Annotated in this window: 21 protein-coding genes and 3 pseudogenes; 11 read left to right on the top strand and 13 right to left on the bottom strand. The window is 69.1% G+C overall.

Annotated elements, in window-relative coordinates; translation table 11 throughout:
• Positions 1-8 precede the first annotated feature (8 nt).
• Genes ASF22_RS17150 through ASF22_RS17140 form a run of 3 tightly spaced genes read right to left on the bottom strand, consistent with a single transcriptional unit; the run spans position 9 to position 3112 of the window.
• Positions 9-1148 (bottom strand): phytanoyl-CoA dioxygenase family protein, encoded by a 1140-nt coding sequence (locus ASF22_RS17150; protein ID WP_200927158.1) that lies wholly within the window; start codon positions 1146-1148, stop codon positions 9-11.
• A gap of 46 nt (positions 1149-1194) precedes the next feature.
• Positions 1195-1893 (bottom strand): methionine biosynthesis protein MetW, encoded by a 699-nt coding sequence (metW, locus tag ASF22_RS17145; protein WP_056176260.1) that lies wholly within the window; start codon positions 1891-1893, stop codon positions 1195-1197.
• A 10-nt stretch (positions 1894-1903) separates the two neighbouring features.
• Positions 1904-3112, bottom strand: coding sequence for a homoserine O-acetyltransferase (locus tag ASF22_RS17140; protein WP_156647836.1), 1209 nt, complete (start codon positions 3110-3112; stop codon positions 1904-1906).
• A 365-nt stretch (positions 3113-3477) separates the two neighbouring features.
• Here ASF22_RS17140 and rsgA point away from each other — a divergent pair, with 365 nt between their 5' ends.
• The 5 genes from rsgA (at position 3478) to ASF22_RS17115 (ending at position 7573) form a co-directional block, all read left to right on the top strand.
• Positions 3478-4485 carry a ribosome small subunit-dependent GTPase A gene (gene rsgA / locus ASF22_RS17135; RefSeq protein WP_244472904.1) on the top strand — a complete coding sequence of 336 codons (1008 nt, stop codon included), beginning with the start codon at positions 3478-3480 and terminating at the stop codon, positions 4483-4485.
• Positions 4486-4492: 7 nt separating this feature from the next.
• A complete protein-coding gene (locus ASF22_RS17130) occupies positions 4493-4969 on the top strand; it encodes a hypothetical protein (protein WP_244473884.1) in 477 nt (158 codons plus the stop codon).
• On the top strand, positions 4962-5411 hold the full coding sequence (locus ASF22_RS17125; RefSeq protein WP_056266586.1) for a GNAT family N-acetyltransferase: 450 nt from the start codon (positions 4962-4964) through the stop codon (positions 5409-5411). Before ASF22_RS17130 ends, ASF22_RS17125 begins: the two co-directional genes overlap by 8 nt.
• A gap of 73 nt (positions 5412-5484) precedes the next feature.
• On the top strand, positions 5485-6621 hold the full coding sequence (locus ASF22_RS17120) for a histidinol-phosphate transaminase (RefSeq protein WP_056266584.1): 1137 nt from the start codon (positions 5485-5487) through the stop codon (positions 6619-6621).
• The gene (locus tag ASF22_RS17115) at positions 6614-7573 is read left to right on the top strand and encodes a prephenate/arogenate dehydrogenase family protein (RefSeq protein WP_056266581.1); all 960 of its coding nucleotides are present in this window, start codon (positions 6614-6616) and stop codon (positions 7571-7573) included. Before ASF22_RS17120 ends, ASF22_RS17115 begins: the two co-directional genes overlap by 8 nt.
• A 24-nt stretch (positions 7574-7597) precedes the next feature.
• Here the strand turns inward: ASF22_RS17115 and ASF22_RS17110 are convergent, their stop codons facing one another.
• The 7 genes and pseudogenes from ASF22_RS17110 to ASF22_RS17085 all read right to left on the bottom strand — a co-directional run bounded on the left by ASF22_RS17110 (position 7598) and on the right by ASF22_RS17085 (position 12841).
• On the bottom strand, positions 7598-9130 hold the full coding sequence (locus ASF22_RS17110; RefSeq protein ID WP_056266578.1) for an acyl--CoA ligase: 1533 nt from the start codon (positions 9128-9130) through the stop codon (positions 7598-7600).
• 32 nt (positions 9131-9162) lie between these two features.
• Complete coding sequence (locus ASF22_RS17105; RefSeq protein WP_056266575.1) at positions 9163-10173, bottom strand: 2-dehydropantoate 2-reductase; 1011 nt, start codon at positions 10171-10173, stop codon at positions 9163-9165.
• A 34-nt stretch (positions 10174-10207) separates the two neighbouring features.
• Entirely contained in the window at positions 10208-10972 is a 765-nt protein-coding gene (locus ASF22_RS17100) for a fumarylacetoacetate hydrolase family protein (protein ID WP_056266573.1), read from the bottom strand.
• A 4-nt stretch (positions 10973-10976) separates the two neighbouring features.
• Positions 10977-11322: pseudogene (locus ASF22_RS25010) on the bottom strand (oxalate/formate MFS antiporter); the annotation flags it as partial.
• A gap of 1 nt (position 11323) precedes the next feature.
• A pseudogene (locus ASF22_RS25005) lies at positions 11324-11754 on the bottom strand (oxalate/formate MFS antiporter); the annotation flags it as partial.
• A gap of 69 nt (positions 11755-11823) precedes the next feature.
• A pseudogene (locus tag ASF22_RS25000) lies at positions 11824-12572 on the bottom strand (MFS transporter); the annotation flags it as partial.
• 14 nt (positions 12573-12586) lie between these two features.
• On the bottom strand, positions 12587-12841 hold the full coding sequence (locus ASF22_RS17085; RefSeq protein ID WP_056266567.1) for a hypothetical protein: 255 nt from the start codon (positions 12839-12841) through the stop codon (positions 12587-12589).
• Positions 12842-13182: 341 nt separating this feature from the next.
• Between ASF22_RS17085 and ASF22_RS17080 the strand changes: the two genes are divergently transcribed.
• Complete coding sequence (locus tag ASF22_RS17080) at positions 13183-13395, top strand: CsbD family protein (protein WP_056266563.1); 213 nt, start codon at positions 13183-13185, stop codon at positions 13393-13395.
• A gap of 84 nt (positions 13396-13479) precedes the next feature.
• Positions 13480-13884, top strand: a complete 405-nt coding sequence (locus ASF22_RS17075) for a general stress protein CsbD (RefSeq protein WP_056266561.1) — start codon at positions 13480-13482, stop codon at positions 13882-13884.
• 30 nt (positions 13885-13914) lie between these two features.
• On the opposite strand, the gene ASF22_RS17070 is transcribed toward ASF22_RS17075, so the two are convergent.
• Positions 13915-14913 (bottom strand): sensor domain-containing diguanylate cyclase, encoded by a 999-nt coding sequence (locus tag ASF22_RS17070; RefSeq protein WP_244474329.1) that lies wholly within the window; start codon positions 14911-14913, stop codon positions 13915-13917.
• Positions 14914-15043: 130 nt separating this feature from the next.
• On the opposite strand from ASF22_RS17070, the gene ASF22_RS17065 reads away from it, so the two are divergent.
• Positions 15044-15826, top strand: coding sequence for a creatininase family protein (locus ASF22_RS17065; protein WP_056176294.1), 783 nt, complete (start codon positions 15044-15046; stop codon positions 15824-15826).
• Between the two features lie 32 nt (positions 15827-15858).
• Here ASF22_RS17065 and ASF22_RS17060 read toward each other — a convergent pair whose 3' ends face one another.
• On the bottom strand, positions 15859-16374 hold the full coding sequence (locus ASF22_RS17060) for a YcgN family cysteine cluster protein (protein WP_056266557.1): 516 nt from the start codon (positions 16372-16374) through the stop codon (positions 15859-15861).
• Between the two features lie 266 nt (positions 16375-16640).
• Here ASF22_RS17060 and ASF22_RS17055 point away from each other — a divergent pair, with 266 nt between their 5' ends.
• The 3 genes from ASF22_RS17055 to ASF22_RS17045 are packed head-to-tail and all read left to right on the top strand — an operon-like array spanning position 16641 to position 20159.
• Complete coding sequence (locus tag ASF22_RS17055; protein ID WP_056176913.1) at positions 16641-18854, top strand: PBP1A family penicillin-binding protein; 2214 nt, start codon at positions 16641-16643, stop codon at positions 18852-18854.
• Positions 18855-18873: 19 nt separating this feature from the next.
• Positions 18874-19566 carry a DUF1214 domain-containing protein gene (locus tag ASF22_RS17050; protein ID WP_244473887.1) on the top strand — a complete coding sequence of 231 codons (693 nt, stop codon included), beginning with the start codon at positions 18874-18876 and terminating at the stop codon, positions 19564-19566.
• A complete protein-coding gene (locus tag ASF22_RS17045; RefSeq protein ID WP_056267069.1) occupies positions 19563-20159 on the top strand; it encodes a hypothetical protein in 597 nt (198 codons plus the stop codon). The genes ASF22_RS17050 and ASF22_RS17045 overlap by 4 nt, the downstream gene beginning before the upstream one ends.
• Before the next feature lie 89 nt (positions 20160-20248).
• On the opposite strand, the gene ASF22_RS17040 is transcribed toward ASF22_RS17045, so the two are convergent.
• Complete coding sequence (locus ASF22_RS17040) at positions 20249-21598, bottom strand: hypothetical protein (protein WP_056266554.1); 1350 nt, start codon at positions 21596-21598, stop codon at positions 20249-20251.
• Positions 21599-21604 lie beyond the last annotated feature (6 nt).

Genomic DNA, 21604 nt, shown 5'->3' with positions numbered 1-21604 from the left:
CGTGGGGGTCACGAGACCCGCGGGCGGGAGAACCATCGGCCGACCCGCTGCACGGCGTCGCTGCGCAGGGGCGCGGTGATCCGCCAGGACAGGGAGGCGCGCAGGCGCTCCACCCGGTCCTTGTGGTAGGCGAGTTCCGCCTGGGCCTCGGCGAGTTGCGAGCGGTGGGCCTCATGGCCGCCGGCCACGCGCTTGGCCCGGTCCGTCGCCTCGGAAACGAAGTCCGGATCGATCGGGGCTCCGCCGACGACGTTGCGCATGGGCTCCCGCGTCCGGATGTCGATGGGTTCACGGAACAGGATGTTGCCGTGGAACGGGTCCGAGAAGAACGGCGTGTAGTAGGCGCACCCGTCGAAGAAGTAGTGCGTCACCTGTGACCACCGGGTCCGGTCCGGATTGGTCTGGCGCGCGCCGCCGTGGAGGATGTTGGCGACCCAGATGAGCGCCTGCCCCTTTCGGGCGAGGAAGGTCTTGGGCTCGCGCTTGTGGGCGGAGAGGAGGGCGTTCCAGGTCGCATCGTAGGCGTTGCCGGGCTTCCAGGCGTTGCCGTTCTGGAAGTGCAGGGCCGTGACGCCGAGGTGCTCGTTGTTGATCACCGGCCACTTGTGCGTGCCGGGATAGTAGATCAGCGGCCCGGCATCGGCCTCGATGTCCTCCAGGGCGACCCAGACGCCGCACATGAACTTCTCCGGCACCGAGCTGAAATGCGAGGCGTCCGAATGGGTCTGCTGCTGGGTGCCGACGGGGAAGTTGAGGGTCTGGAACGGCTTGGCCTCGCGCCCGAACACCGCCGTCAGGAGATCGAGGACCGCGGGGTTGGCCGCGAGCGCCATCACGTCGGGCTGGGTCTTCCAGGCGTCCTGAACCCGCAATCCCTCGTTGGCGGCAAAGCCCGTGGCGCGCCACCGCGCCCAGTCGAAGCCTCCGTCCAGGGCGGCGCGGATCGCGGCGGCGCGGGCGTCGAAATGGGCGTCGGGAAAGTCGATGACCGCATAACCCTGCTCGCGCAGCTGGCGCGCGACGGACAGGTGCTCCGGGCTCATCGCCGGGACGAAGCCGTCGCAATCCAGGAACGGCGACTCGAAGGTGGGAATTCCCGGCAGGAGGGCGGCGGTCCCCGCCGACGTCAAGGCCGCGTCGTATCCCATGGCTCTCCTCCTTGAATCGGGCCGCGCGGACGCGGGGCCACGGCTTTCACGGTTGCGGGGGCGTCTCGCCGGCGTCCAGGCTCAGCAGGAACACGCCTTGTGCGCCGATGAGGTTCCACACCCACCACGGCATGGAAAAACGCATGGGCCGGCCGCGCGCGTCGAGGGCCGTGGCCTTCTCGATCCGCGCGCCCACCGTCCGGCACAGGCCGACGAAGTCCCGGATGGTGCAGTGGTGGATGTTCTGGGTCTCGTACCACTCTTCCGGCATCAGGGCGGTGACCGGCATGCGGCCACGAAAGGCCAACTCCGCACGCACCCGCCAATGTCCGAAATTCGGGAAGGAGATCACCACCTGCCGGCCGATGCGCAAGAGGTGCTCGAGGACGATGCGCGGGTTGCGCGTCGCCTGGATGGTCTGGGACAGGACCACCACGTCGAAGGCGTCGTCGGGGTAGTTCGCCAGATCGGTGTCGGCGTCGCCCTGGATCACCGGCAGCCCGCGCGCGAGGCAGGCGTTGACGCCCTCGCGCGAGAGTTCGATGCCGCGCCCGTCGATGCCGCGCCGGTCGCGCAGGAGCGCCAGCAGGGTGCCGTCGCCGCAACCGATGTCGAGGACCCGGGCACCCGGGGCCACGAGGCTGAGCACCACGAGGTGATCGACCCGCGCGCTCCCGAGGTCGCCGCGCGGCAGGGAGGCCGCGGCATCCCATGGGGCCGGGGCGACGACGCGGTGGGACTTCACAGCGAGGTTCTCATAGACCGCGCGCCCGGGCGGCGGCGTCGATGAAGCCGCGCGCCGCGCCGAACATCACCGGCTCGTCGAGGAGGAATGCGTCGTGCCCCTTGTCGCTCTCGACCTCCACGAAGGCCACCGCCGCCGAAGCCGCGTTGAGGGCATGCACGATGGCGCGGGAATCGGCCGTGGGAAACAGCCAGTCGGAGGTGAAGGACATGACGCAGAAACGGGTCTTCGTACCCCGGAAGGCGTTGGCGAGCACGCCGCCATGGTCGGCGGCGAGATCGAAATAGTCCATGGCGCGCGTGAGATACAGGTACGCATTGGCGTCGAAACGCTCGACGAAGCTGAGGCCCTGGTGGCGCAGATAGCTCTCGATCTGGAAATCGGCGTTGAACGAGAAGGTGGGCGCCGACCCGCCCTGGAAGCGCCGTCCGAACTTCCGGTGCAGGGCCGGTTCCGACAGGTAGGTGATGTGCGCGCCCATGCGGGCGACGCCGAGGCCCTTGGCGGGACGGGTGCCGGCCTCGAGGTAGCGCCCCTCGGCCCAGGCCGGATCGGCCATGATCGCCTGCCGGCCGACCTCGTGGAAGGCGATGTTCTGGGCCGAGTGCCGTGCCCCCGTGGCGATGGGCATCGCGGCGAACACCCGCTCGGGGTAGAGGGCCGCCCACTGCAGCACCTGCATGCCGCCCATGGAGCCGCCGATACACAGGAAGAGTTTCTCGATGCCGAGGCGGTCGAGGAGCATCGCCTGCGCGCGGACCATGTCGCGGATGGTCACCAGGGGAAAATCGAGGCCGTAGGCCCGGCCCGTCGTCGGTTCGATGGAGGCCGGGCCCGTCGAGCCCATGCACGAGCCGACGACGTTGGAACAGACGACGAAGTACCGATCCGTGTCGACGGGCTTGCCCGGCCCGACGAGGGTCTCCCACCAGCCGCGCTTGCCCGTCACCGGATGGGTGTGGGCGAAATGCTGGTCGCCCGTCAGCGCGTGGCAGATGAGCACGGCGTTGGAGCGGTCGGCGTTGAGGGTACCCGCAGTCTGGTAGGCGATCTGGAACGGCGCGAGGGCCACGCCGGCATCCGTCGCCAGGGGCTCGTCCAGGCCGAATTGCGCCAGATGCCCCTGGGTGGCCTGCGCCTTGGCCTCGATCACCGGGGGGCCGTCCGTATCGGTCGCCTCGGCTCGGGTTTGGGTGGGAGGATCGAGCGACATGGTCATGAGGGGGAGATCTGACGGGGGAGGTCGCGGGACGAAGTGGGCGGTCGCCATGCGGAGGAGGGGAGGCGACATCCCGGCGGCGTGCGGAGCCGTCGCGTCGCAGATGGAGGTAGTGTGCGCCTCGCCGAGCGTCAACGAAACCATGCGTCATCGGGGCGTGCGTCATCGGGGGATGGACGCGCGTCGAACCCGCATACCACGTCGAAACGGTGTAGACGTGAATCGACATCCTGCCAGGTCGAGGGGGTGTCGTCGTTGCGAAGAGATGTCTCGGCGTCGTCCACCCGACGAAGCGGTGAAGCGTTTTACGGCGGACGTCTTCGTCTCCGCTGCAACGCGCCGCCCTGTCCAAGGAATTCAAACCGTTGCCCGAGCCCGTGAACGCCCTGCCCGACGCTCTGATCGCCCTGGGCTGGTCCCCGTTCTTCGCCGATCAGATCGCCGACAGGCCGGGTATGCCGGCCCGCATCGGCATGGTCCATCGCTCGCGCATGAGCGCCATCGGGCCGGAGGGCTCCGTCAAGCTCGCCCTGGACCACAACACCAACACCGGCGCCTACGCCGTGGGCGACTGGGTGCTCATCGATCCCGCCGCCCGCACCCTCCTGAGCCGACTGGAGCGGCGAACGTTGCTGGCGCGCCGCGTCGAAGGCTCGAAGGTCCCGCAGCTCGCAGCGGCCAACGTCGACACCCTGTTCATCGTCACCTCGTGCAACGCCGACTTCAATCCGGCCCGGCTGGAGCGCTACCTGGCGCTGGCCAACCAGGCCGGGACCGAACCGGTGATCCTCCTGACGAAGGCCGACACGGCCGCCGACGCCGAGACCTACCGCCGCGCGGCCGAGGCCCTCCAGCGCGACCTGCCCGTGGTGATGATCAACCCCCGCGAGCCGGACGCCATCGCGGCCCTGGCGCCGTGGTGCGGGCCCGGCCGGACCGTGGCGCTCGTCGGCTCCTCCGGGGTGGGCAAGTCGACCCTGGTCAACACCCTGGCGGGCGACGGCGTGGAGGAGCCCCAGCTCACCGGGGGCATCCGCGAGCACGACGCCAAAGGCCGCCACACCACCACGGCGCGCTCGCTCCACGCCATCGCGGCCGGCGGCTGGGTCATCGATACGCCGGGAATGCGCACCCTCCACGTCAGCGACGCGGCGGACGGGATCGAGACCCTGTTCGCGGAGATCGTCGAACTGGCGCCACTGTGCCGGTTTCGCGACTGCACCCACGCGCACGAGCCCGGCTGCGCCGTCCAGGCGGCGGTGACCGAAGGCCGTCTCGATCCCGAGCGCCTGTCGCGCTGGCGCAAGCTCCTGGACGAGAACCGGGTGAACACGCCCGTTCTGACCGGCCCGCGCGGCAACAAGAAGCGCTGAGCCGCCCGTGAGCGCGTGGCCTCCCCTCGACCGGGACCGGTTCGCCAAGTGCCGGGCACTGATGGAGCGCGGTGCGACGCCGGGCGAGCGTGCGGCCGGCCGGGCCGCCGCCGCCCGCATCGCCGCCGCCGCCGGTCTGACCCTGGCGCAGGCGGAGGCGTTCGACGCACCGAGGACGCGGCCGGCGCCCTCCAATGCCTGGCGCGCATCCAAGACCGCCTCCACGACTGCGCCTGAGCCGAAGGCTCCGCCCGCCCCGATCACCGTGGAGGAGTTGCAGGCCCAGAAGCGTGCCGCCGAGGCGCGTCGGCGCAAGCTGGCGGCGCGGGAGGCCCGGCGCCTGCGGGCGCTTCATGCCGAGCAGGAACGGCAGAGCGCCGCAATCCGGACCGCGCAGGGCGAGCGCGACCGGGCCTGGGCGGAGGCACGAGCCGGCGGACCGACAAACGAACCCCATCCTGTAACCGGATCGCATCTTGGCTAGCCGCTACGGCCTCGAGATCCGTGCCGCGAGCGCCGCCGATGCGCCCGGCCTCGCCGTGCTGCTCGCCGAGATCGGGCTTGCGATGCCGGCCGAAGCCCTGGCCGAGCGCCTGGAAGCGATACGGACCGGGCCGAGTGTCGCGCTCGTCGCACAGGAATGGGGGCCGCCGAGCGGCCTCGTGGTGCTGCACTGGTACCGGAGCGTCGCCGAGGCCCGTCCCGTCGCCCAGATCACCACCCTGTTCGTGGGAGCCGAGCAGCGCCGGCGCGGCATCGGACGGCTCCTGCTCAAGGCCGCTTCGCAGGCAGCCCGCATGGCCGAGTGCGACACCCTTCAGGTCGTAGCGTCGGCCGACTCCGCCAACCTTGCCGATTTCTGCCGCGCCACGGGCTTCACCCCGGGCGGCCCCGGCTTCGTCCGACCCCTGCGCAAGGGCCGCTGAACCGCGGCCTCGCCTCGTCAAGCCCGGCAAGCTTTGTTAGACGGTGCCCCTCGCGATCACCCCGGCCCGTTCCATGTCCTCCGCCCTGTCCCCCGAGACCCCCATCTCCACCCGCCCGGTGCCCCGCCCGGGCGTCCTCGCCATCGAGGCCTATGTGCCTGGCAAGAGCGGCGTGCCGGGGGCGCACAAGATCCACAAGCTCTCGTCCAACGAAACGCCCCTGGGGCCGAGCCCGCTGGCCCTGGCCGCCCTGCGGGAAGCGTCGGGCAAGCTCGAACTCTATCCGGACGGCACCTCGGCGCGCCTGCGCGATGCCATCGGCCGGCGCTACGGCCTCGATCCCGCCCGCATCGTCTGCGGCGCCGGGTCGGACGAACTCCTGTCCTTCCTCGCCTACGCCTATCTGGGGCCGGGCGACGAGGGGATCTTCTGCGCCCACGGCTTCCTCGTCTACCGCATCGCCATCCTGGCCGCCGGCGCCACGCCCGTCGTGGTGCCGGAGCGCGACCTCACGGCCGATGTCGACGCGATGCTGGCCGCCGTCACCTCGCGCACGAAGATCGTCTACCTTGCCAACCCCAACAACCCGACCGGCACCTACCTGCCGTTCGACGAGGTCCGTCGCCTGCACGCGGGCCTGCCGCCGCACGTGCTTCTCGTCCTCGACGGGGCCTATGCCGAGTATGTCCGCGCCAACGATTACAGTGCCGGCCTCGACCTCGTGCTCGAATCCCAGAATGTGGTGATGACCCGGACCTTCTCGAAGATCCACGGTCTGGCCGCCTTGCGCATCGGCTGGATGGTCGCCCCGGGCGAGGTCGCCGACGCGGTCAACCGCATCCGCGGGCCGTTCAACCTGTCCGGCCCCGGCATCGCCGCGGGGGCGGCGGCCATCGCCGACGAGGTGCACGTGGCGGGGGCGATCGCCCACAACGACACGTGGCTCGCCCGGCTCGTCGAGGGTGTGACAACCCTGGGACTCACCGTGACGCCGAGCGTCGCCAACTTCGTGCTGGTGCACTTCCCCGATGAAGCCGGCCGCTCGGCGGCGGAGGCCGACGCGTTCCTGACCGCCCGGGGGATCATCACCCGGCGGGTCTCGTCCTACGGCCTGCCCCATGCCCTGCGCGTGACCGTCGGCAGCGCCGAGGCCAACGCGGCCTTCCTCGCCGCGCTCACCGACTTCCTCGGGGCCGCCCCACGTGCCTGAGCTCGCCACACCTGTCGTCGACACCCTCGCCATCGTGGGGCTCGGGCTGATCGGCTCGTCCATCGCCCGGGGCGCACGCCAGTACGGCCTCGCCCGGACCATCGTGGCCATCGACGGCAATCCGGGCGTGCTGGAGCGCGTTCGGGCCCTCGGCCTCGCCGATACGGCCACGGACGACGTCGCGGCCGGCGTGACGGGGGCGGACCTCGTGATCCTGTGCGTGCCGGTGGGCGCCGTCGGGGCCGTGGCCGAGGCCATGGGCGGCGCTCTGAAGCCCGGCGCCATCGTGTCCGATGTCGGGTCCGTGAAGGCCTCGGTGGTCGCGGCCGTGGCGCCGCACATTCCCGAGGGCGTCGCCTTCGTGCCGGCCCATCCGGTGGCGGGCACCGAGTATTCCGGGCCCGATGCCGGGTTCTCGACCCTGTTCTCGGGGCGCTGGTGCATCCTCACCCCGCCCGAAGACACGGACCCTGCGGCCACCGCGCGGGTTCAGGCCTTCTGGGAAGGGCTCGGCGCCATCGTCGAGTCCATGACGCCCGAGCACCACGACCTCGTGCTCGCCATCACCAGCCACGTGCCGCACCTCATCGCCTACAACATCGTCGGCACGGCCGCCGACCTCGAGGCCGTGACGCAGTCCGAGGTGATCAAGTTCTCGGCCGGCGGGTTCCGCGATTTCACCCGCATCGCCGCCTCCGATCCGACCATGTGGCGGGACGTGTTCCTGACCAACAAGGACGCGGTGCTGGAGATGCTTGGGCGGTTCAACGAGGATCTTGCCGCGCTCGCCCGCGCCATCCGCTGGGGCGACGGCGACGCCCTGCACGAGCTGTTCACCCGCACCCGCACCATCCGAAAGGGCATCGTCGCCATGGGCCAGGAGACGGCCGAAGCCGATTTCGGCCGTGCCCGGCCGGGGCCGGCACCCGAGAAGGTGCCGCCCGCCGCCTGAGGCTTCAGCCCGGGAAGGGCGGGCTCACACGAGCCCGAGCTTCTGCGCCAGGCCGATGCGCTGGAGCTTGCCGGTCGCACCCTTGGGGATCTCGTCCAGGATGAGGATCTTGGCCGGCACCTTGAAGGCCGCGAGACGTTCGAGGGCGAAGCCCCGCAGATCCTTCTCCGCCAGCGTCTGGCCTTCGCGCAGGACGATGGCGGCCGCGACATCCTCGCCGAGCTTGTCGTGCGGCATGGCGAAGGTCACGCATTGCGACACGGCCGGATGGTCCATGAGGATCTCGTCGACCTCGCGCGGCGAGATCTTCTCGCCGCCCCGGTTGATGATCTCCTTGAGGCGTCCGGTGAGCGAGAGGTAGCCTTCCGGGGTGAGCGAGCCCTGGTCGCCCGTGCGGAACCAGCCCTGCTTCGTGAAGGCCTCGGCGTTGGCCTTGTCGTTGTTCTCGTAGCCCGCCATCACGTTGTCGCCCCGGATGACGATCTCGCCGATTTCGCCGGCGGGAAGCGGCTCGCCGTCCTCGTCCACGATGGCGATCTCGGGGCCGGCGGCGAGGCCGACGGAGCCGGCGTAATGCGGCTTCGGGGGCAGGGGGTTCGAGGCCATCTGGTGGGCGGCCTCGGTCATGCCGTAGGCCTCGATCAGGGGGGCGCCGAAGGTGTTCTCGATCTCTTTCATCACCTGCGGCGGCATGGAGGACGAGGACGAGCGGATGAACCGCAGCGGGTTCGCCTCGATGACCTCCCGGTTGCGGGAGGCACGGCCGAGGATCGCCTGATGCATGGTCGGCACCGCCGTGTACCAGGTCGGGCGGACCTCACCCATCCAGCCGAAGAACTTCAGGGCGTTGAAGCCCGGGGTGCAGGAAACCTGACCGCCGGCCGAGAGCGGCGCCAGGATACCCGCGATGAGCCCGTGGATGTGGAACAGCGGCATGATGTTGAGGCCGCGATCCCCCGCCGTGAAGGCCACCGCCTGCCGGATGTTGCGGGCCGAGGCGCAGACGTTGGACTGCTTCAACGGCACGATCTTGGGGCGCGACGTGGTGCCGGAGGTGTGAAGCACCAGGGCGATGTCGTCGGGCTGCGCCGGACCACCGTTGGCGGCGGGCGCGACGGCTTCACCCGAGAACGCCAGGGTGAAGGAGCCGGCCCCTGCTTCCGGGGTCGGGCGCAGGCGCACCACCGGCACGCCGAGCTTCTCGGCGACGGCCACGGCCGGCGTCTCGGAGCCTTCGGCCACCACCAGCAGCCGGGCGTCGAGGTCGGAGAGGTAGAACGTGAACTCGTCCGCCTTGTAGCTCGGGTTGAGCGGTGCCGAGGTGGCGCCCGCCGCGATGGCGATGAAGGCGGCGGCCATCTCGGGACCGTTGTCGAGGACGATGCCGACGCGGTCGCCCCGGCCGATGCCCTGGGCGTTCAGGGCCGCGATGGTGCGCGTGGTCAAGGCGCGCAGGGCACCGAAGGTCAGGGGCACGCCGCCGGGGCTCGACAGGGCGGTGGCCTCGTCGGCGCCGGCCTGGATCAAGGCGTGGAGGGTGGTGGCGTTCTCGGCCATGGAAGATGTGTCCTTGAAATCGCTCGAAAAATTCAGGCGGCCGTGATGGACAGGCGTCCCTGCGCCCGGTCCAAACTCTGCGCGAGCAGGCGCATCAGGGCGTAGACGGTGCCGATATGCGGGGTCGGGGTGTCGGTCAGGCGCCCGAGCTCGATGATCGATCCGACCAGCGCCTCGAGTTCGATGGGTCGGCCCGCCTCGACGTCCTGCAGCATCGAGGTCTTGTGGGCGCCGACCTTCTCGGCCCCGGCGATGCGCTTCTCGATGCCGAGCTTGAACGTGATGCCGAGCTTGCCCGCGATCGCTTCCGCTTCGCGCATCATGTCGGTGGCGAGTGCCCGGGTCTCGGGGAACTGGCAGATGTCCACGAGGGTGGCGTGGCTGAGCGCCGAGATCGGGTTGAAGCTGAGGTTGCCCCAAAGCTTGAGCCAGATCTCCGCCCGGATGTCGGAGGTGACGGGCGCGCGGAAGCCGGCCTTGATGAGGCGTTGGGCCAGGGACTGGACCCGCGGGCTCATGGTGCCGTCGAGTTCGCCGAGACCGAAGCGGTGGCCCTCGATCACCTGCACCACGCCGGGCTCCGTCAGGATTGCGGCCGGATAGACCACGGAACCGATGACGTGCTTCGGATCGAGGTGCTGGGCGATGAGGCCGCCCGGATCGGCCGTCTCCAGGTGGGTGCCGGTCAGGTCCCCGCCGTGGCCGCCGGAAAAGTACCACCACGGGATTCCGTTCTGCATGGTCACCACCATGGTCTCGGGTCCGATGAGGTGGTGCAGATCGGCGGCGATGGGGCCGACCTGATGCGCCTTGACGGTCAGCAGCACGATGTCGTGCACGCCGGCCTCGTCCATGGATTTCGTGGCCGATAGGTTCTTCACGTGGATCTCGGAGCCGTTCTCCTCGATCAGGCGCATCCCGTTGGTCTTGATGGCGTCGAGGTTGGCGCCGCGCGCGATGAAGGTGACGTTCTCCCCCGCGTTGGCGAGGCGTACGCCCAGGAATCCGCCGATGGCGCCGGCGCCGACAATGGCGATGCTCATGTGGGTGTCCTCAGATTCGTGTTCGTCAAATCCGTCACGCGAATGCGTTCGACAGTACGCCGATGCCCTCGATGTCAACTTCGACGGTGGCGCCCTTCGGGATCGGACCCGCACCGTTGGAGGTTCCGCAGGCGATGAGGTCGCCGGGCTCCAGGGTCATGCCCCGCGAGACCAGGGCGACGATCTCCCGCGGCTTGAAGATCATGTCGGCGAGCGGGTAGCGCTGGCGCTCGCGCCCATTGACCCGCACGGCGACGGAGAGGGCGTCCGGGTCGAGGCCGGTGGCGATGACCGGGCCGAACGGACCGAATCCGTCGAAACCCTTCGAGCGGGTCCATTGCACGAAGCTCGGATCGGCCTTGAGCACTTCCAGCGCCGTCACGTCGTTCACGCAGGTGTAGCCGAAGATGTGCTCGGCCGCCGCCTCGGGGCTGAGATCGCGTCCGCGCCGGCCGATGACGATGCCGAGTTCGCCCTCGAACAGGATGCGGCCGAGGCCGTCCGGGATCGTCACGGCCTGCCCGCTCGCCCGGTAGGTATTGGGCGGCTTGACGAAGAACAGGGGAGCCTCCGGCCGCTCCAGCCCCTGCTTCTCGGCCGCCGCGTGGAAATTGTTCCACAGGGCGATGAGCTTCGACGGCCGGCAGGGAAGGTCGAGGGTGACGTCGGCGAGCGGCATAGTCTCGCCCGTGGGAGTCGGAGTGGAGAAGAGATCGCCCTCGTAGACGGCGATGCTCTCCCCGTCGAGGCGGCCGAAGCCGTCTCGACCGCCATGGGTGTAGCGAAGCCAGCGCGCCATGGTTTCAGGCGTTCCGGGCGATATAGCGCGCACGCCAGGGCTTCAGCACGGCGATGGCCAGCAGCGAGGCGAGGATGTTGGCGCCGGCGGCGACCAGGAACACCCCGTCCCAGCTCGCCGAACTCTGCTGGAGATAGTTGGCGGCGGGGACCAGCAGGGCCGCCGTGCCCTTGGCGGTGTAGAGCAGGCCGGCATTGGTGGCGGCGAACTTGGTGCCGAAGGTGTCGGTGCAGGTCGAGGGGAACAGCGAGTAGATCTCACCCCAGGCGAAGAACACGAACCCCGAGAGCAGCACGAACCACAGGGGGTCGTGACCCCAGAGGTAGAGCATGTAGATGCCGAAGCCTTCCNACCAGCAGGGCCGCCGTGCCCTTGGCGGTGTAGAGCAGGCCGGCATTGGTGGCGGCGAACTTGGTGCCGAAGGTGTCGGTGCAGGTCGAGGGGAACAGCGAATAGATCTCACCCCAGGCGAAGAACACGAACCCCGAGAGCAGCACGAACCACAGGGGGTCGTGACCCCAGAGGTAGAGCATGTAGATGCCGAAGCCTTCCATGGCGAAGGCGATGAACATGGTGTTCTCGCGGCCGATCTTGTCCGACACCCAGCCGAAGAACGGGCGGGTCAGGCCGTTGAGCACCCGGTCGATGGTGGCCGCGAARGTGATGGCCACCATGGTGATGCCCATGATCGTGACGGGCACCTTGTCGACGCCGATGTCGGCCGCGATGGGCTTGAGGTTGGCGGTGATCATCAGGCCGCCGGCACCCACGATGACGAACATGAAGTACATCAGCCAGAAGATCGGCTGGCGTGCGACCTCGCCCGGGGTGTAGTTGCGCCGGGTCTGGGNTCAGGCCGCCGGCACCCACGATGACGAACATGAAGTACATCAGCCAGAAGATCGGCTGGCGTGCGACCTCGCCCGGGGTGTAGTTGCGCCGGGTCTGGGCGACGCTGGCATTGCTCGCCGCCTCTGCGACCTGCCCCTTCTTCGGGGAGACCAGGAACGCCGACAGCACCATGACGATGAGGCCCTGGCCGATGCCGAAGCTGAAGAACGCGGATTGGAAGCCGTTCTCGGCGATCATCCACTGGATCGGCGCGACGGTGAGAGCCGAGCCGGCGCCGAAACCGGCGGCGGTGATGCCGGCGGCSAGACCCCGCTTGTCCGGGAACCACTTCAGGGCCGAGCCGACGCAGGTGCCGTAGACGGCGCCCGCACCGATGCCGGCCACCACCTGGCCGAGGTAGAACAAGACCCCGCTTGTCCGGGAACCACTTCAGGGCCGAGCCGACGCAGGTGCCGTAGACGGCGCCCGCACCGATGCCGGCCACCACCTGGCCGAGGTAGAACATGTTCAGGGTCTCGGCGTAGGAGTTGATCACCCAGCCGATACCGCAGAGCAGGCCGCCGAACAGGACCACGACGCGCGGGCCGTACTTGTCGACGAACCAGCCCTCGACGGGGACGAGCCAGGTCTCGAACAGCACGAACAGGGTGAAGGCCCACTGGATCGCGGCGCGGTCGAAGCCGAACTTCTTCTGGATGTCGGGGACGAAGAACGTCCAGCCGTACTGGAGGTTGGCGATCATCACCATGCAGATGACGCCGATCACGAGCTGGCCCCAGCGGCCGACGCCCCGGCTCCCGAGGCTCCCGCTTCCGAGGAGAACGCGTGATGAAGCTCGAACTTCTTCTGGATGTCGGGGACGAAGAACGTCCAGCCGTACTGGAGGTTGGCGATCATCACCATGCAGATGACGCCGATCACGAGCTGGCCCCAGCGGCCGAACGGGGGGGCGGCGATCGTCGGAGAGGCGGCGTAGGCGGTCCCACCTGGGACGGGCGCAGCGGTGCGCGCGGTCATGGCGTTGTCCTTGGATCAACTTTTGGTAATGCCGCACGGTTCTAACCGCAATTATTTTGAATTCAAGCAGCTTCGCCGTGACGCCATCTTGCGCTCTTCTGTAAATTTTTTTCGATACCCATGTAAAAAATTTGAGATAGCCATGACTGAATAGCGATACCGGACGGTGATCTTGCGATGCAAAGGACTAAGCGTGCGCTGCAGCAATCGACGGGGAGCTGAGTCGCCGGGGTGGGCCGGACCGGAACATTCTTGGGTGCTGCACGGTTGCGCTTGGCCTGTGGCAGACGGTCGCCTCCCTGGTCGTCGGCCCAGATCCTGGCCCATTCACGGAGAGTTCGATGAGCAGCACGACGGACAAGATCAAGGGTCTGGCCAACGAGGCCGTCGGCAACATCAAGCAGGGCGTCGGTTCCGTCACCGGCAACGAGAAGCTTCAGGCCGAGGGCAAGGCCCAGGAACTGAAGGGCGAAGCGCAGAAGACCGTCGGCGATGCCAAGGACGGCATCAAGAACGCGGCCCAGAGCGCGGCCGATGCCGTGAAGAAGATCTGACCGGAGCCCCATCGGCGGGCCGTGCTTGGCTCGGGGCATTCAGCGCCGCGGACATCGGGTCCGCTGCGGCAGAGAGGAACCGGAATGAACAGAGATCAATTCGAGGGCGGCCTGCGCAACCTGCGCGGGCGCGGCCGGACGGCCCTGGGCGCCGTGACCGGGCGTCCGCGTCAGCAGATCGGCGGCGCTGTGGATCAGGTCGCCGGGACGCTCCAGCACGGGTATGGCCGGGCTCGCGAGACCGCGGACGGCCTGCATCGCGACGGCACGCAGTTCATCGACGAGGCCCGCAGCCGGGGTCGGGCCGTGGCGAGCGAGGTCCAGGATCGTGCCGAGGATCTGCGGGAGCGCGGACGCGGCTACCGTGACGAAGCGGTGCGGCGGGGCCGGGATATCGCAGCCCGAGCCGACGACAACCGGAACACCACGCTGCTGGTGGTCGCCGCCGCTGCTTTCGCCACCGGGTGGCTCATGCGCCGGACACGCTGAGGCGAGCCGCACCAGTCTCGCTGGCGCTGTCTACTCTCCGGTGGGGACGTGGTGCTCAGCCTCGGGTGCCGGGCGCCGGGCCTTCGCTTCGTACAGGGCCGTATCGGCCCGGGCCAGAACTTCCTCCGGGCTTACCGCGTTCGGTGGACAGGTGGCGATGCCGAAACTGGCCGCGATCCGCACCGAGGCTCCGTACACCTCGAACGGCTGTGCGAGGCCCGCGTGGGCGCGCTCGACGATGGTAGTGGCCAGTGCCCCGTCCGGCGCGACGATGACGAACTCGTCCCCGCCGAGGCGGAACATCCGTGCCGGTGCCGCCAAGCAGGCGATTCGGCCGGCGAGCAGGGTCAGCAGCAGGTCGCCCGCGGCGTGACCGAGGGTGTCGTTGATCGGCTTGAAATGGTCGAGGTCGAACAGGATCACGGCAAAGTCCGTCGCCGGCTCTGTCATGGCCTCGCTCAACCGCTCGCGCAGGGCCAATCGGTTGCCGAGCCCCGTCAGGTCGTCCCGGCGGGCGAGGTGATGCAATCGCGTCCGCTCCGTTTCCTGGGTGGTGACGTCCCGGTCGATCCCCCGATACCCCTGCAGCACGCCGTCGGCGTCAAAGAGCGGCACGCCGCTCGTCTCGAGGACGACGATGCGGCCGTCCCGGTGGCGGTTATGGTTGATCAGTCCGGCGAAGGAGCGCTTCTCGCGCACGATCTCGGCGAAGGCACTCCCCACCCGCTCGGCCTCGTCCGGCGGCATGAAGTCGAACGGCGTCCGGCCAATGATCTCGTGCGGCTCGTAGCCGAGAAGCACCAGGGAATGACGCGAGGCGTAGGTGTAGCGCCCCTGGGCATCCACCTCCCAGATCCAGTCCGAATTGGTGTCGAGCATCGCGCGCAGGCGAGCGATCTCCTGCAGCAGCCGTTCCGTATCGGCAGGTGCATCGATGAGTGCGCCGAATCTCTGGCGTCGGGCGTTTCGCTCCGGACTCGACCGATCTTTGGTCGGTCCGGGATTGCGCGTGCGAGATGTCGGGCTCATGCAGGACCGGTCGTGGCGTCGTTTCCATTAACCTTAGGTCACGCGACCATAAGGGTTCGTTACTGTACCGAGGATCTTGCCGGTTCAGCCCGCTTTTCGGCGGAGGAATGAGACCGAGGAGACCAGCCAGATGTCCATTCGTCCATGGTCCGCTTTGACGACCGATGAGTTTCGGCATCGAGATATGTGCCGCACCATCGCCGTGCTGCCCGTGGCCGCCATAGAGCAGCATGGCCCGCACCTCCCCCTCTCCACCGATCTCGACATCGCCGAGGGCTACCTCGCCCGACTCATGGCCCTGCCGGCCGATGATCTCGACGTCCTCGTCCTGCCCGTGCAGGCCATCGGGAAGTCCGACGAGCACGACGCGTTTCCGGGGACCCTGAGCCTCACGAGCGCGACGGCGCTCGGCGCATGGGGCGAGATCGGCACCGGGATTCACCGGGCCGGCTGCACCAAGCTCGTCCTCGTCACCGCGCATGGCGGCAACAGCGGCCTCATCGATCTCGTGGCCGCCGACCTGCGCGCCCGCCTCGACATGGTCGCCGTCACCACCGCCTGGAGCCGCTTCGGCTATCCCGAGGGCCTGTTTCCCGAAGCCGAGATCCGGCACGGCATCCATGGCGGGGGCATCGAGACCGCCCTGATGCTGGCGCTCTGCCCCGACCGCGTGCGGATCGACCGCATCGCCGACTTCACACCGCGCACCCTCGAGATGGAGCAGGCGTTCACGCACCTCCGAGCCGGGCGCCCGGCGGCCTTTGCCTGGAAGGCGGGGGATCTCAACCCGGCCGGGGCCATCGGCGATGCGCGCCTCGGGACGGCCGAGGCGGGACACGCCGCCCTCGATCACGGCGCCCGCGCGGTCCTCGAACTCCTGCGCGACGTCGATCGCTTCACCCTGGCGCCCTGAAGCTTGGCGAAGCCGAGAAACCGCGTAAAAACTCAGTCTTCGGGGTCTTCGGTCTCGGGCGTGCGGGCCGGCCAGGTCACGATGCGGTCCAGGAGTTCGTCGGCGGTGAACTCCTCCTCGTTGCCCGACACGCGACCGCGGATGGAGATGCCGGCCTCGTGGACGCTGGCTGCCCGGCCGCTCACCAGGGGATGCCAGTCGGGCAGGTCCTCGCCGTCGCGCACGAGGCGGTACCCACAGGTCGGCGGCAGCCACGGGATCGTCCGTACGGCCTCCGGCGTCAGGCGCACGCAATCCGGCACCCGCTTCTGCCGGCGGGGATAATCACGGCAATGGCAACCGTGCCCGTCGAGCAAGGTGCAGCCCACATCCGTATGGTAGACCTCGCCCGTGTCCTCGTCCTCGAGCTTCAGGAGGCAGCAACGGCCGCAACCGTCGCACAAGCTCTCCCACTCGGCGGGCGTCATCATATCCAGCGTCTTGGTGCGCCAGAACGGTTCGGTGGAAGCCGGCGGCCCGGACGGGCGTGCGGGCGTGCGATCCCGCATTCGGGAACCCCAAGGTCAGGATGTGCGGTGGGACGGGCGAAGGGTTCCCTTGCCGCAACGCGTCCCAATGAGCAAGCGCCACCGGCGCGCCCCATTCCCGCGTCAAGGTTAATCCGATCTTGAGCCGGTGCGCGCGGCGACGTGCCATGCCGCCGGTGCGTTGCGCATGGTATCGGGTGTCTCGCGAACCGATGCGCGGCTTGATAGATTGAATGCCGCGGTGCGGACCGGATCGGGCTGCCCTCCAGGGACGTGAAGAACAGATCGTGCGCTTGCCCAACGCCACTTCCCTGACGACGCGGTTCAAGCGTGCGGCCCTGGCCTTCGACGCCTGGGTGAACGCGGGTCTCTACGACAGCGGCCGCTCGGCCGGCGAGACCTACGAGCGTTTCCAGGAGCGTATGAACGTCTTCGCCGTGCGGGGCTGGAAGCGCGGTGTCCTCGACCTGACCAGCGAGGCGATGACGCTCGGTACCGGCGGCGCGGTATTGATGCTGGCGCTGGCGCAATCCGCTTTCAACCAGACCAGCGACAACTGGCTCAAGACCCAGGATCTCGCCGTCACCTTCCTCGACCGCTACGGCGCCGAGGTGGGACGGCGCGGGATCAAGCACGACGATTCGCTGAAGCTCGACGACTTCCCCGATATCATGATCAAGGCCCTGGTCTCGACGGAGGACCGGCGCTTCTACGAGCATTGGGGCATCGACCCCATCGGCACGGCGCGCGCGCTGGTTTCGAATTCGCGCGGCGGCGGCAACACGCAGGGCGGCTCGTCCATCACGCAGCAGCTCGCCAAGAACCTGTTCCTGACGAACGAGCGCTCCCTCGAGCGCAAGATCAACGAGGCCTTCCTCGCCCTGTGGCTGGAAAGCCACCTCACCAAGAACGAAATCCTGAAGCTCTATCTCGACCGCGCCTATATGGGTGGCGGCACCTTCGGCGCCGTGGCGGCCGCCGACTACTATTTCGGCAAGCCGCTCAAGGACATCTCCCTCGCCGAAGCCGCCATGCTGGCCGGTCTGTTCAAGGCGCCGACGAAGTATGCGCCCCACGTCAACCTGCCCGCCGCCCGCGCCCGCGCCGTCGACGTGCTGCACAACATGGTCGAGGCCGGCTTCGTCACGGAGGGCCAGATCCAGACGGCCCTGCGCAACCCGGCCACTCCGGTGACCCGCACCCGCGACATCACGGCGGACTACTACCTCGACTGGGCGTTCGGCGAGATCAAGGGCATGGCCGATGCGGGCCGCTTCCGCAGCGACCGCGTGCTCACGGTCAAGACGCCGCTGGACCTCACGATCCAGAAGCGCGCCGACGAGGTGGTGCAGAACACCCTGCGCCGCTACGGCGACCAGTACGACGTCGACGAGGCCGCCATGGTGATCCTCGACCCGGATGGCGCGCTGCGTGCCATGGTGGGCGGGGCCGATTACGGCGAGAGCCAGTTCAACCGCGCCACCGACGCCCTGCGGCAGCCGGGCTCCTCGTTCAAGCCCTACGTCTACGCCGCAGGCCTCGCGTCCGGCCTGTACCGGCCCGACACCCGGGTCGTCGACCGCCCGGTCTGCCTCGGCGACTGGTGCCCGCAGAATTACGGCCGCTCGTTCTCCGGCCCGACCAACCTCACGGTGGCGGTGGCCAAATCCATCAACACCATCCCGATCCAGATCTCCATCGCCATCGGCAAGGGCATGGGCATCAAGGGGGATTTCGCGGCCGCCACCGCCGGCCGGGTCAAGATCGTCGAGACCGCCCACCGCATGGGCATCACGACGCCGCTGCCGACGAACTCGGTGTCCCTGCCCATCGGCTCGGCCGAGGTCAACGTCATCGATCAGGCCGCCGCCTACGCGGTGTTCGCCAACGGCGGGCGCAAGGCCAAGCCCTACGCCGCCATGGAGGTGAAGAACTCATCCGGCGAGGTGATCTACCGCCACGCCGACGAGGCGGTCGAGCAGGTACTCTCGACCCAGGTCGTGGCCGACATGAACTACATGCTCACCAAGGTGGTGGAGGAGGGCACCGGCAAGCGCGCCCAGCTCGAGGGCATCAAGGTCGCGGGCAAGTCCGGTACCACGAACGCGTATCGCGATGCCTGGTTCGTCGCCTACACGGGCAACTATGTCGGCTCGGTCTGGTTCGGAAACGACGACCACACCTCCACCAACAAGATGACCGGCGGCTCGCTCCCCGCCATGGCCTGGCACGATGTGATGGAGATCGCCCACCAGGGTATCGAACTGAAGCCGATGCCGGGCCTCAAGGAGGTCGGGCGCGCCGTGGCCCAGACACCGACTGCCGCCCCGATCAATCCGGCGGCCAGCGCCGCCGGCAAGCTGTCGCGGCGTTCCTTCGAGGTCATCGGCGGCGTCAACGGCCTGTTCCGCACCGTCGAGGCCAGCGGCGCGTCCCCGCGCGCGGCCGGCAACGTGGCCGACGGGACACGCCCGGCATTCGGCCGCATCGCCACTCCGTAAGCGTGAGAGCTCAGGTTCGATGAAAGCCGCCGACATGGTCGCGCCCGCCCGCCCGGAGGCCGGAAACGCCGGTGTGCGGACCATCGGCGCGCGTATCGCCGCCGTGGCGCGTGACGGCGTACGCCGAGCCTCCACCGTCAGCCTCGTCCTCTACGCCCTCGCCCTCGGGGCAGGGATCGGGCTCGCCACCGCCGATTACGCCACCCGGGGCGGGTACCCGTTCGGGGGCGTCGCCGTCGGCGCATGGACGGCGTGGCCCCGCACCGGTTCCGTGGGGGCCGATCCCTATGCCCGGGCCGTGAACGCCCGCCGGGGCGAGATTCCCCTGGCGGTCGGCGAAGGGATGCTGCTCACCGCCGCCCAGGACGACGAGGGGCAGACCCTGGACGCCACCTGTACCTACAGCATCGCGGGCATCACACCGCCCGCCCGGGCCTGGACCGTGACGGTCGCCGGGCGCGGCCCACGCGATCCCGCCCGCACCATCGTACGCGAGGGCTACACCTCGACGGAGATCCTACGCGACCGCGACGGGCGCTTCGTCATCACCCTCTCGCCCGAGGTCCAGGCGGGCAACTGGCTGGCGATGCCGCGTGCCAGCGGGCCGGTGCGTCTCGCACTGCGCCTCTACGACACGCCCGTGGCCGCGAGCGCCGGGACCCTCGATCGCACGTCCCTGCCGGCCATCACCCGCACGGGATGCGCCGCATGACGCCCCGCGGCCGCTTCCTCCTCGCCACCGCCACGGGTCTCGTGCTGGCGGGGCTCGTCCATATCGGTGCCGTCCTCCTGATCCCCCGCCTGTCGGAAGCCGATGCCCTATCGCGGGCACGCACGGGCGAGACACTCGATCACGCCATGCCGGTCTACACGCTGGCCACCGGCGACACCCCCTCGCCCCCCGAGGCGTGGCTGCCCATTCCCGATCCGGCCGTGGCGGTCGGCATCTGCGCCTACGATCTCGCCGATGGCCCCATGCGGGTCTCTGCCCGCACGGGGCCGCTGATGCTGTCCCTCGCCGTCCACGGCCGGCGCGGCGCCTTCTACGCGGTCACCGACCAAGCGGCCGTGCGCGGTGCCCTCGATCTCGTGGTGCTCACCCGTGCCCAGTACGACGAGGCGCTCGCCAACGCGGACGAGAACGACGTCACCCGTGACGTCCGCATCGTGGCGCCGGACGCCAAGGGTTATGTGGTGGTGCGGGTGATCGCCGCCCTGCCGAGCCAGAGGCCGGCGGCCAACACGGCGGTGCAGGCCGTGTCCTGCACGGTGGACGTGCCCGCCGAGGACAAGGCCGGAGGCTGAGTGTCTCTCACAAAACTCCCGCTGCGCTGTCGGACTCAGGGTGAGAACCGGCGGTGATCGGGCGTTTTGTGAGGCGCTCTGAAAGCCCGTCAAGGGGGCGCCGCCGGCAGCACTCCGAGGCGGAAGACGGTGTACGCTCCGCCTTGCCCGAGGGGTTCCATCGACTGACCGACGCGTGCGAGGTCGGTGGCGAGGGTCGTCCAGAACGGATCATCTGTCAGGCAGACGAAATACTCGGCTCCGGAGGATGCGAAGATTTCCGCGAGGGCGGGTCCCCGATCCTCGTTCCGGACAGGATGACGCACGAACGCGAGCGCACTGGACGGCGTTTTCAGGCCGACGACATCGGTCAGGCGGAGTTCGGGCAGGCGCCAGGCCACGTAACCCGCGTCATGCACCGCCACGCGCGCGTTCGCCGGAACCGTTGCGCGCAGGGTGGCCACCATCGCTTCGCGAGCCTGCGCCATCCGCTGCGTTTCCCAAGCTGCCTGAAGGGTCCTCACCTGCAGGCACACGAGGCACAGCACCGCGACGCAGGCCACCCGTCGCCGCTCGGCTGTGAGCAAGCCGGCCGCACCGAAGAGCAGGACCGGCACCGCTTCCGCGAGATACCGGCAGTAATTGTGCGACAGGCCGCCGGGGAAAACCCAGGTCGCGGACCCGAGCCAAGCGAGAAGGAATATGGCTCCACACCATCCCGCCCGCCTGCGCCACAACCCGATGCCGCCGATGGCGACGATCAGGAGCGCGGAGTGCAGGATCGCCGAGGACGCGATCATGAGCTTGTCGGCGAGGGGGAGGGGCGCCTCCGCGAAGAACGCGATCTTCGCGCCGCCCGTCGCCGGGACGAGACTGCCGGTCATCATCCATGAGAACGCCACCCAGGGGATCGCCGCTGCGGCCGCGAGGGCCGTGATCCGCAGCACCTGCGAGGGTGCCCCACGCACCAGCCAGCACTGCCGGACGAGGAGGGGCAGGGCCAGCAACGCGAGTTCCGGCCGGAGGAAGGGCAGAGTTCCGCACAGCACGGGCAGCCACCGCGCGTCGCGTAGAACGAGGCTCCAGGCGATGGCTGCCGCCGCAAGTCCGGTTTCAAGGCCGTTGACAAGGTGCAGCGTCTGGTATCCGGCCAGGAGTCCGAGGCAGATCAGCACCACACGGCTGCATCCCGCCTGCACGGCCATACGGTCGAGGCCGGCCACGTAGAGCAGAATGGCGAGGAGACCGACGAGATCGCTCGCGGTCTCCAGCGGAAGAAGAAGCCCGAGACCCGCGATCGCCAAGAGATGGACGGCGCTCGTCGCCCCCGTCAGCGCCGTGGAACCGGCATAGGCCGGGTCCGCGCCGCCGGCGAGCAGCGTTCGGGCGTTGTGGAGCGTGATGTACGCATCGTCGATCCTGAGATCGGGGCGGCCGACCACGACAAGGGCGGCGATCACCGTAAA

Source organism: Methylobacterium sp. Leaf87 (genome assembly GCF_001422775.1).
Taxonomy (GTDB): domain Bacteria; phylum Pseudomonadota; class Alphaproteobacteria; order Rhizobiales; family Beijerinckiaceae; genus Methylobacterium.
This window is presented reverse-complemented; position numbering and strand designations above follow the sequence as displayed.

Bases quoted from the DNA above. Each gene is read 5' to 3' on its own strand.
- ASF22_RS17045 (WP_056267069.1), top strand. From the start codon at position 19,563: ATGACGCCCCGCGGCCGCTTCCTCCTCGCCACCGCCACGGGTCTCGTG.
- ASF22_RS17150 (WP_200927158.1), bottom strand. From the start codon at position 1,148: ATGGGATACGACGCGGCCTTGACGTCGGCGGGGACCGCCGCCCTCCTG.
- ASF22_RS17120 (WP_056266584.1), top strand. From the start codon at position 5,485: ATGTCCTCCGCCCTGTCCCCCGAGACCCCCATCTCCACCCGCCCGGTG.
- ASF22_RS17105 (WP_056266575.1), bottom strand. From the start codon at position 10,173: ATGAGCATCGCCATTGTCGGCGCCGGCGCCATCGGCGGATTCCTGGGC.
- ASF22_RS17080 (WP_056266563.1), top strand. From the start codon at position 13,183: ATGAGCAGCACGACGGACAAGATCAAGGGTCTGGCCAACGAGGCCGTC.
- ASF22_RS17075 (WP_056266561.1), top strand. From the start codon at position 13,480: ATGAACAGAGATCAATTCGAGGGCGGCCTGCGCAACCTGCGCGGGCGC.
- ASF22_RS17140 (WP_156647836.1), bottom strand. From the start codon at position 3,112: ATGACCATGTCGCTCGATCCTCCCACCCAAACCCGAGCCGAGGCGACC.
- ASF22_RS17085 (WP_056266567.1), bottom strand. From the start codon at position 12,841: ATGACCGCGCGCACCGCTGCGCCCGTCCCAGGTGGGACCGCCTACGCC.
- ASF22_RS17100 (WP_056266573.1), bottom strand. From the start codon at position 10,972: ATGGCGCGCTGGCTTCGCTACACCCATGGCGGTCGAGACGGCTTCGGC.
- ASF22_RS17110 (WP_056266578.1), bottom strand. From the start codon at position 9,130: ATGGCCGAGAACGCCACCACCCTCCACGCCTTGATCCAGGCCGGCGCC.
- ASF22_RS17065 (WP_056176294.1), top strand. From the start codon at position 15,044: ATGTCCATTCGTCCATGGTCCGCTTTGACGACCGATGAGTTTCGGCAT.
- ASF22_RS17050 (WP_244473887.1), top strand. From the start codon at position 18,874: ATGAAAGCCGCCGACATGGTCGCGCCCGCCCGCCCGGAGGCCGGAAAC.
- ASF22_RS17070 (WP_244474329.1), bottom strand. From the start codon at position 14,913: ATGAGCCCGACATCTCGCACGCGCAATCCCGGACCGACCAAAGATCGG.
- ASF22_RS17060 (WP_056266557.1), bottom strand. From the start codon at position 16,374: ATGCGGGATCGCACGCCCGCACGCCCGTCCGGGCCGCCGGCTTCCACC.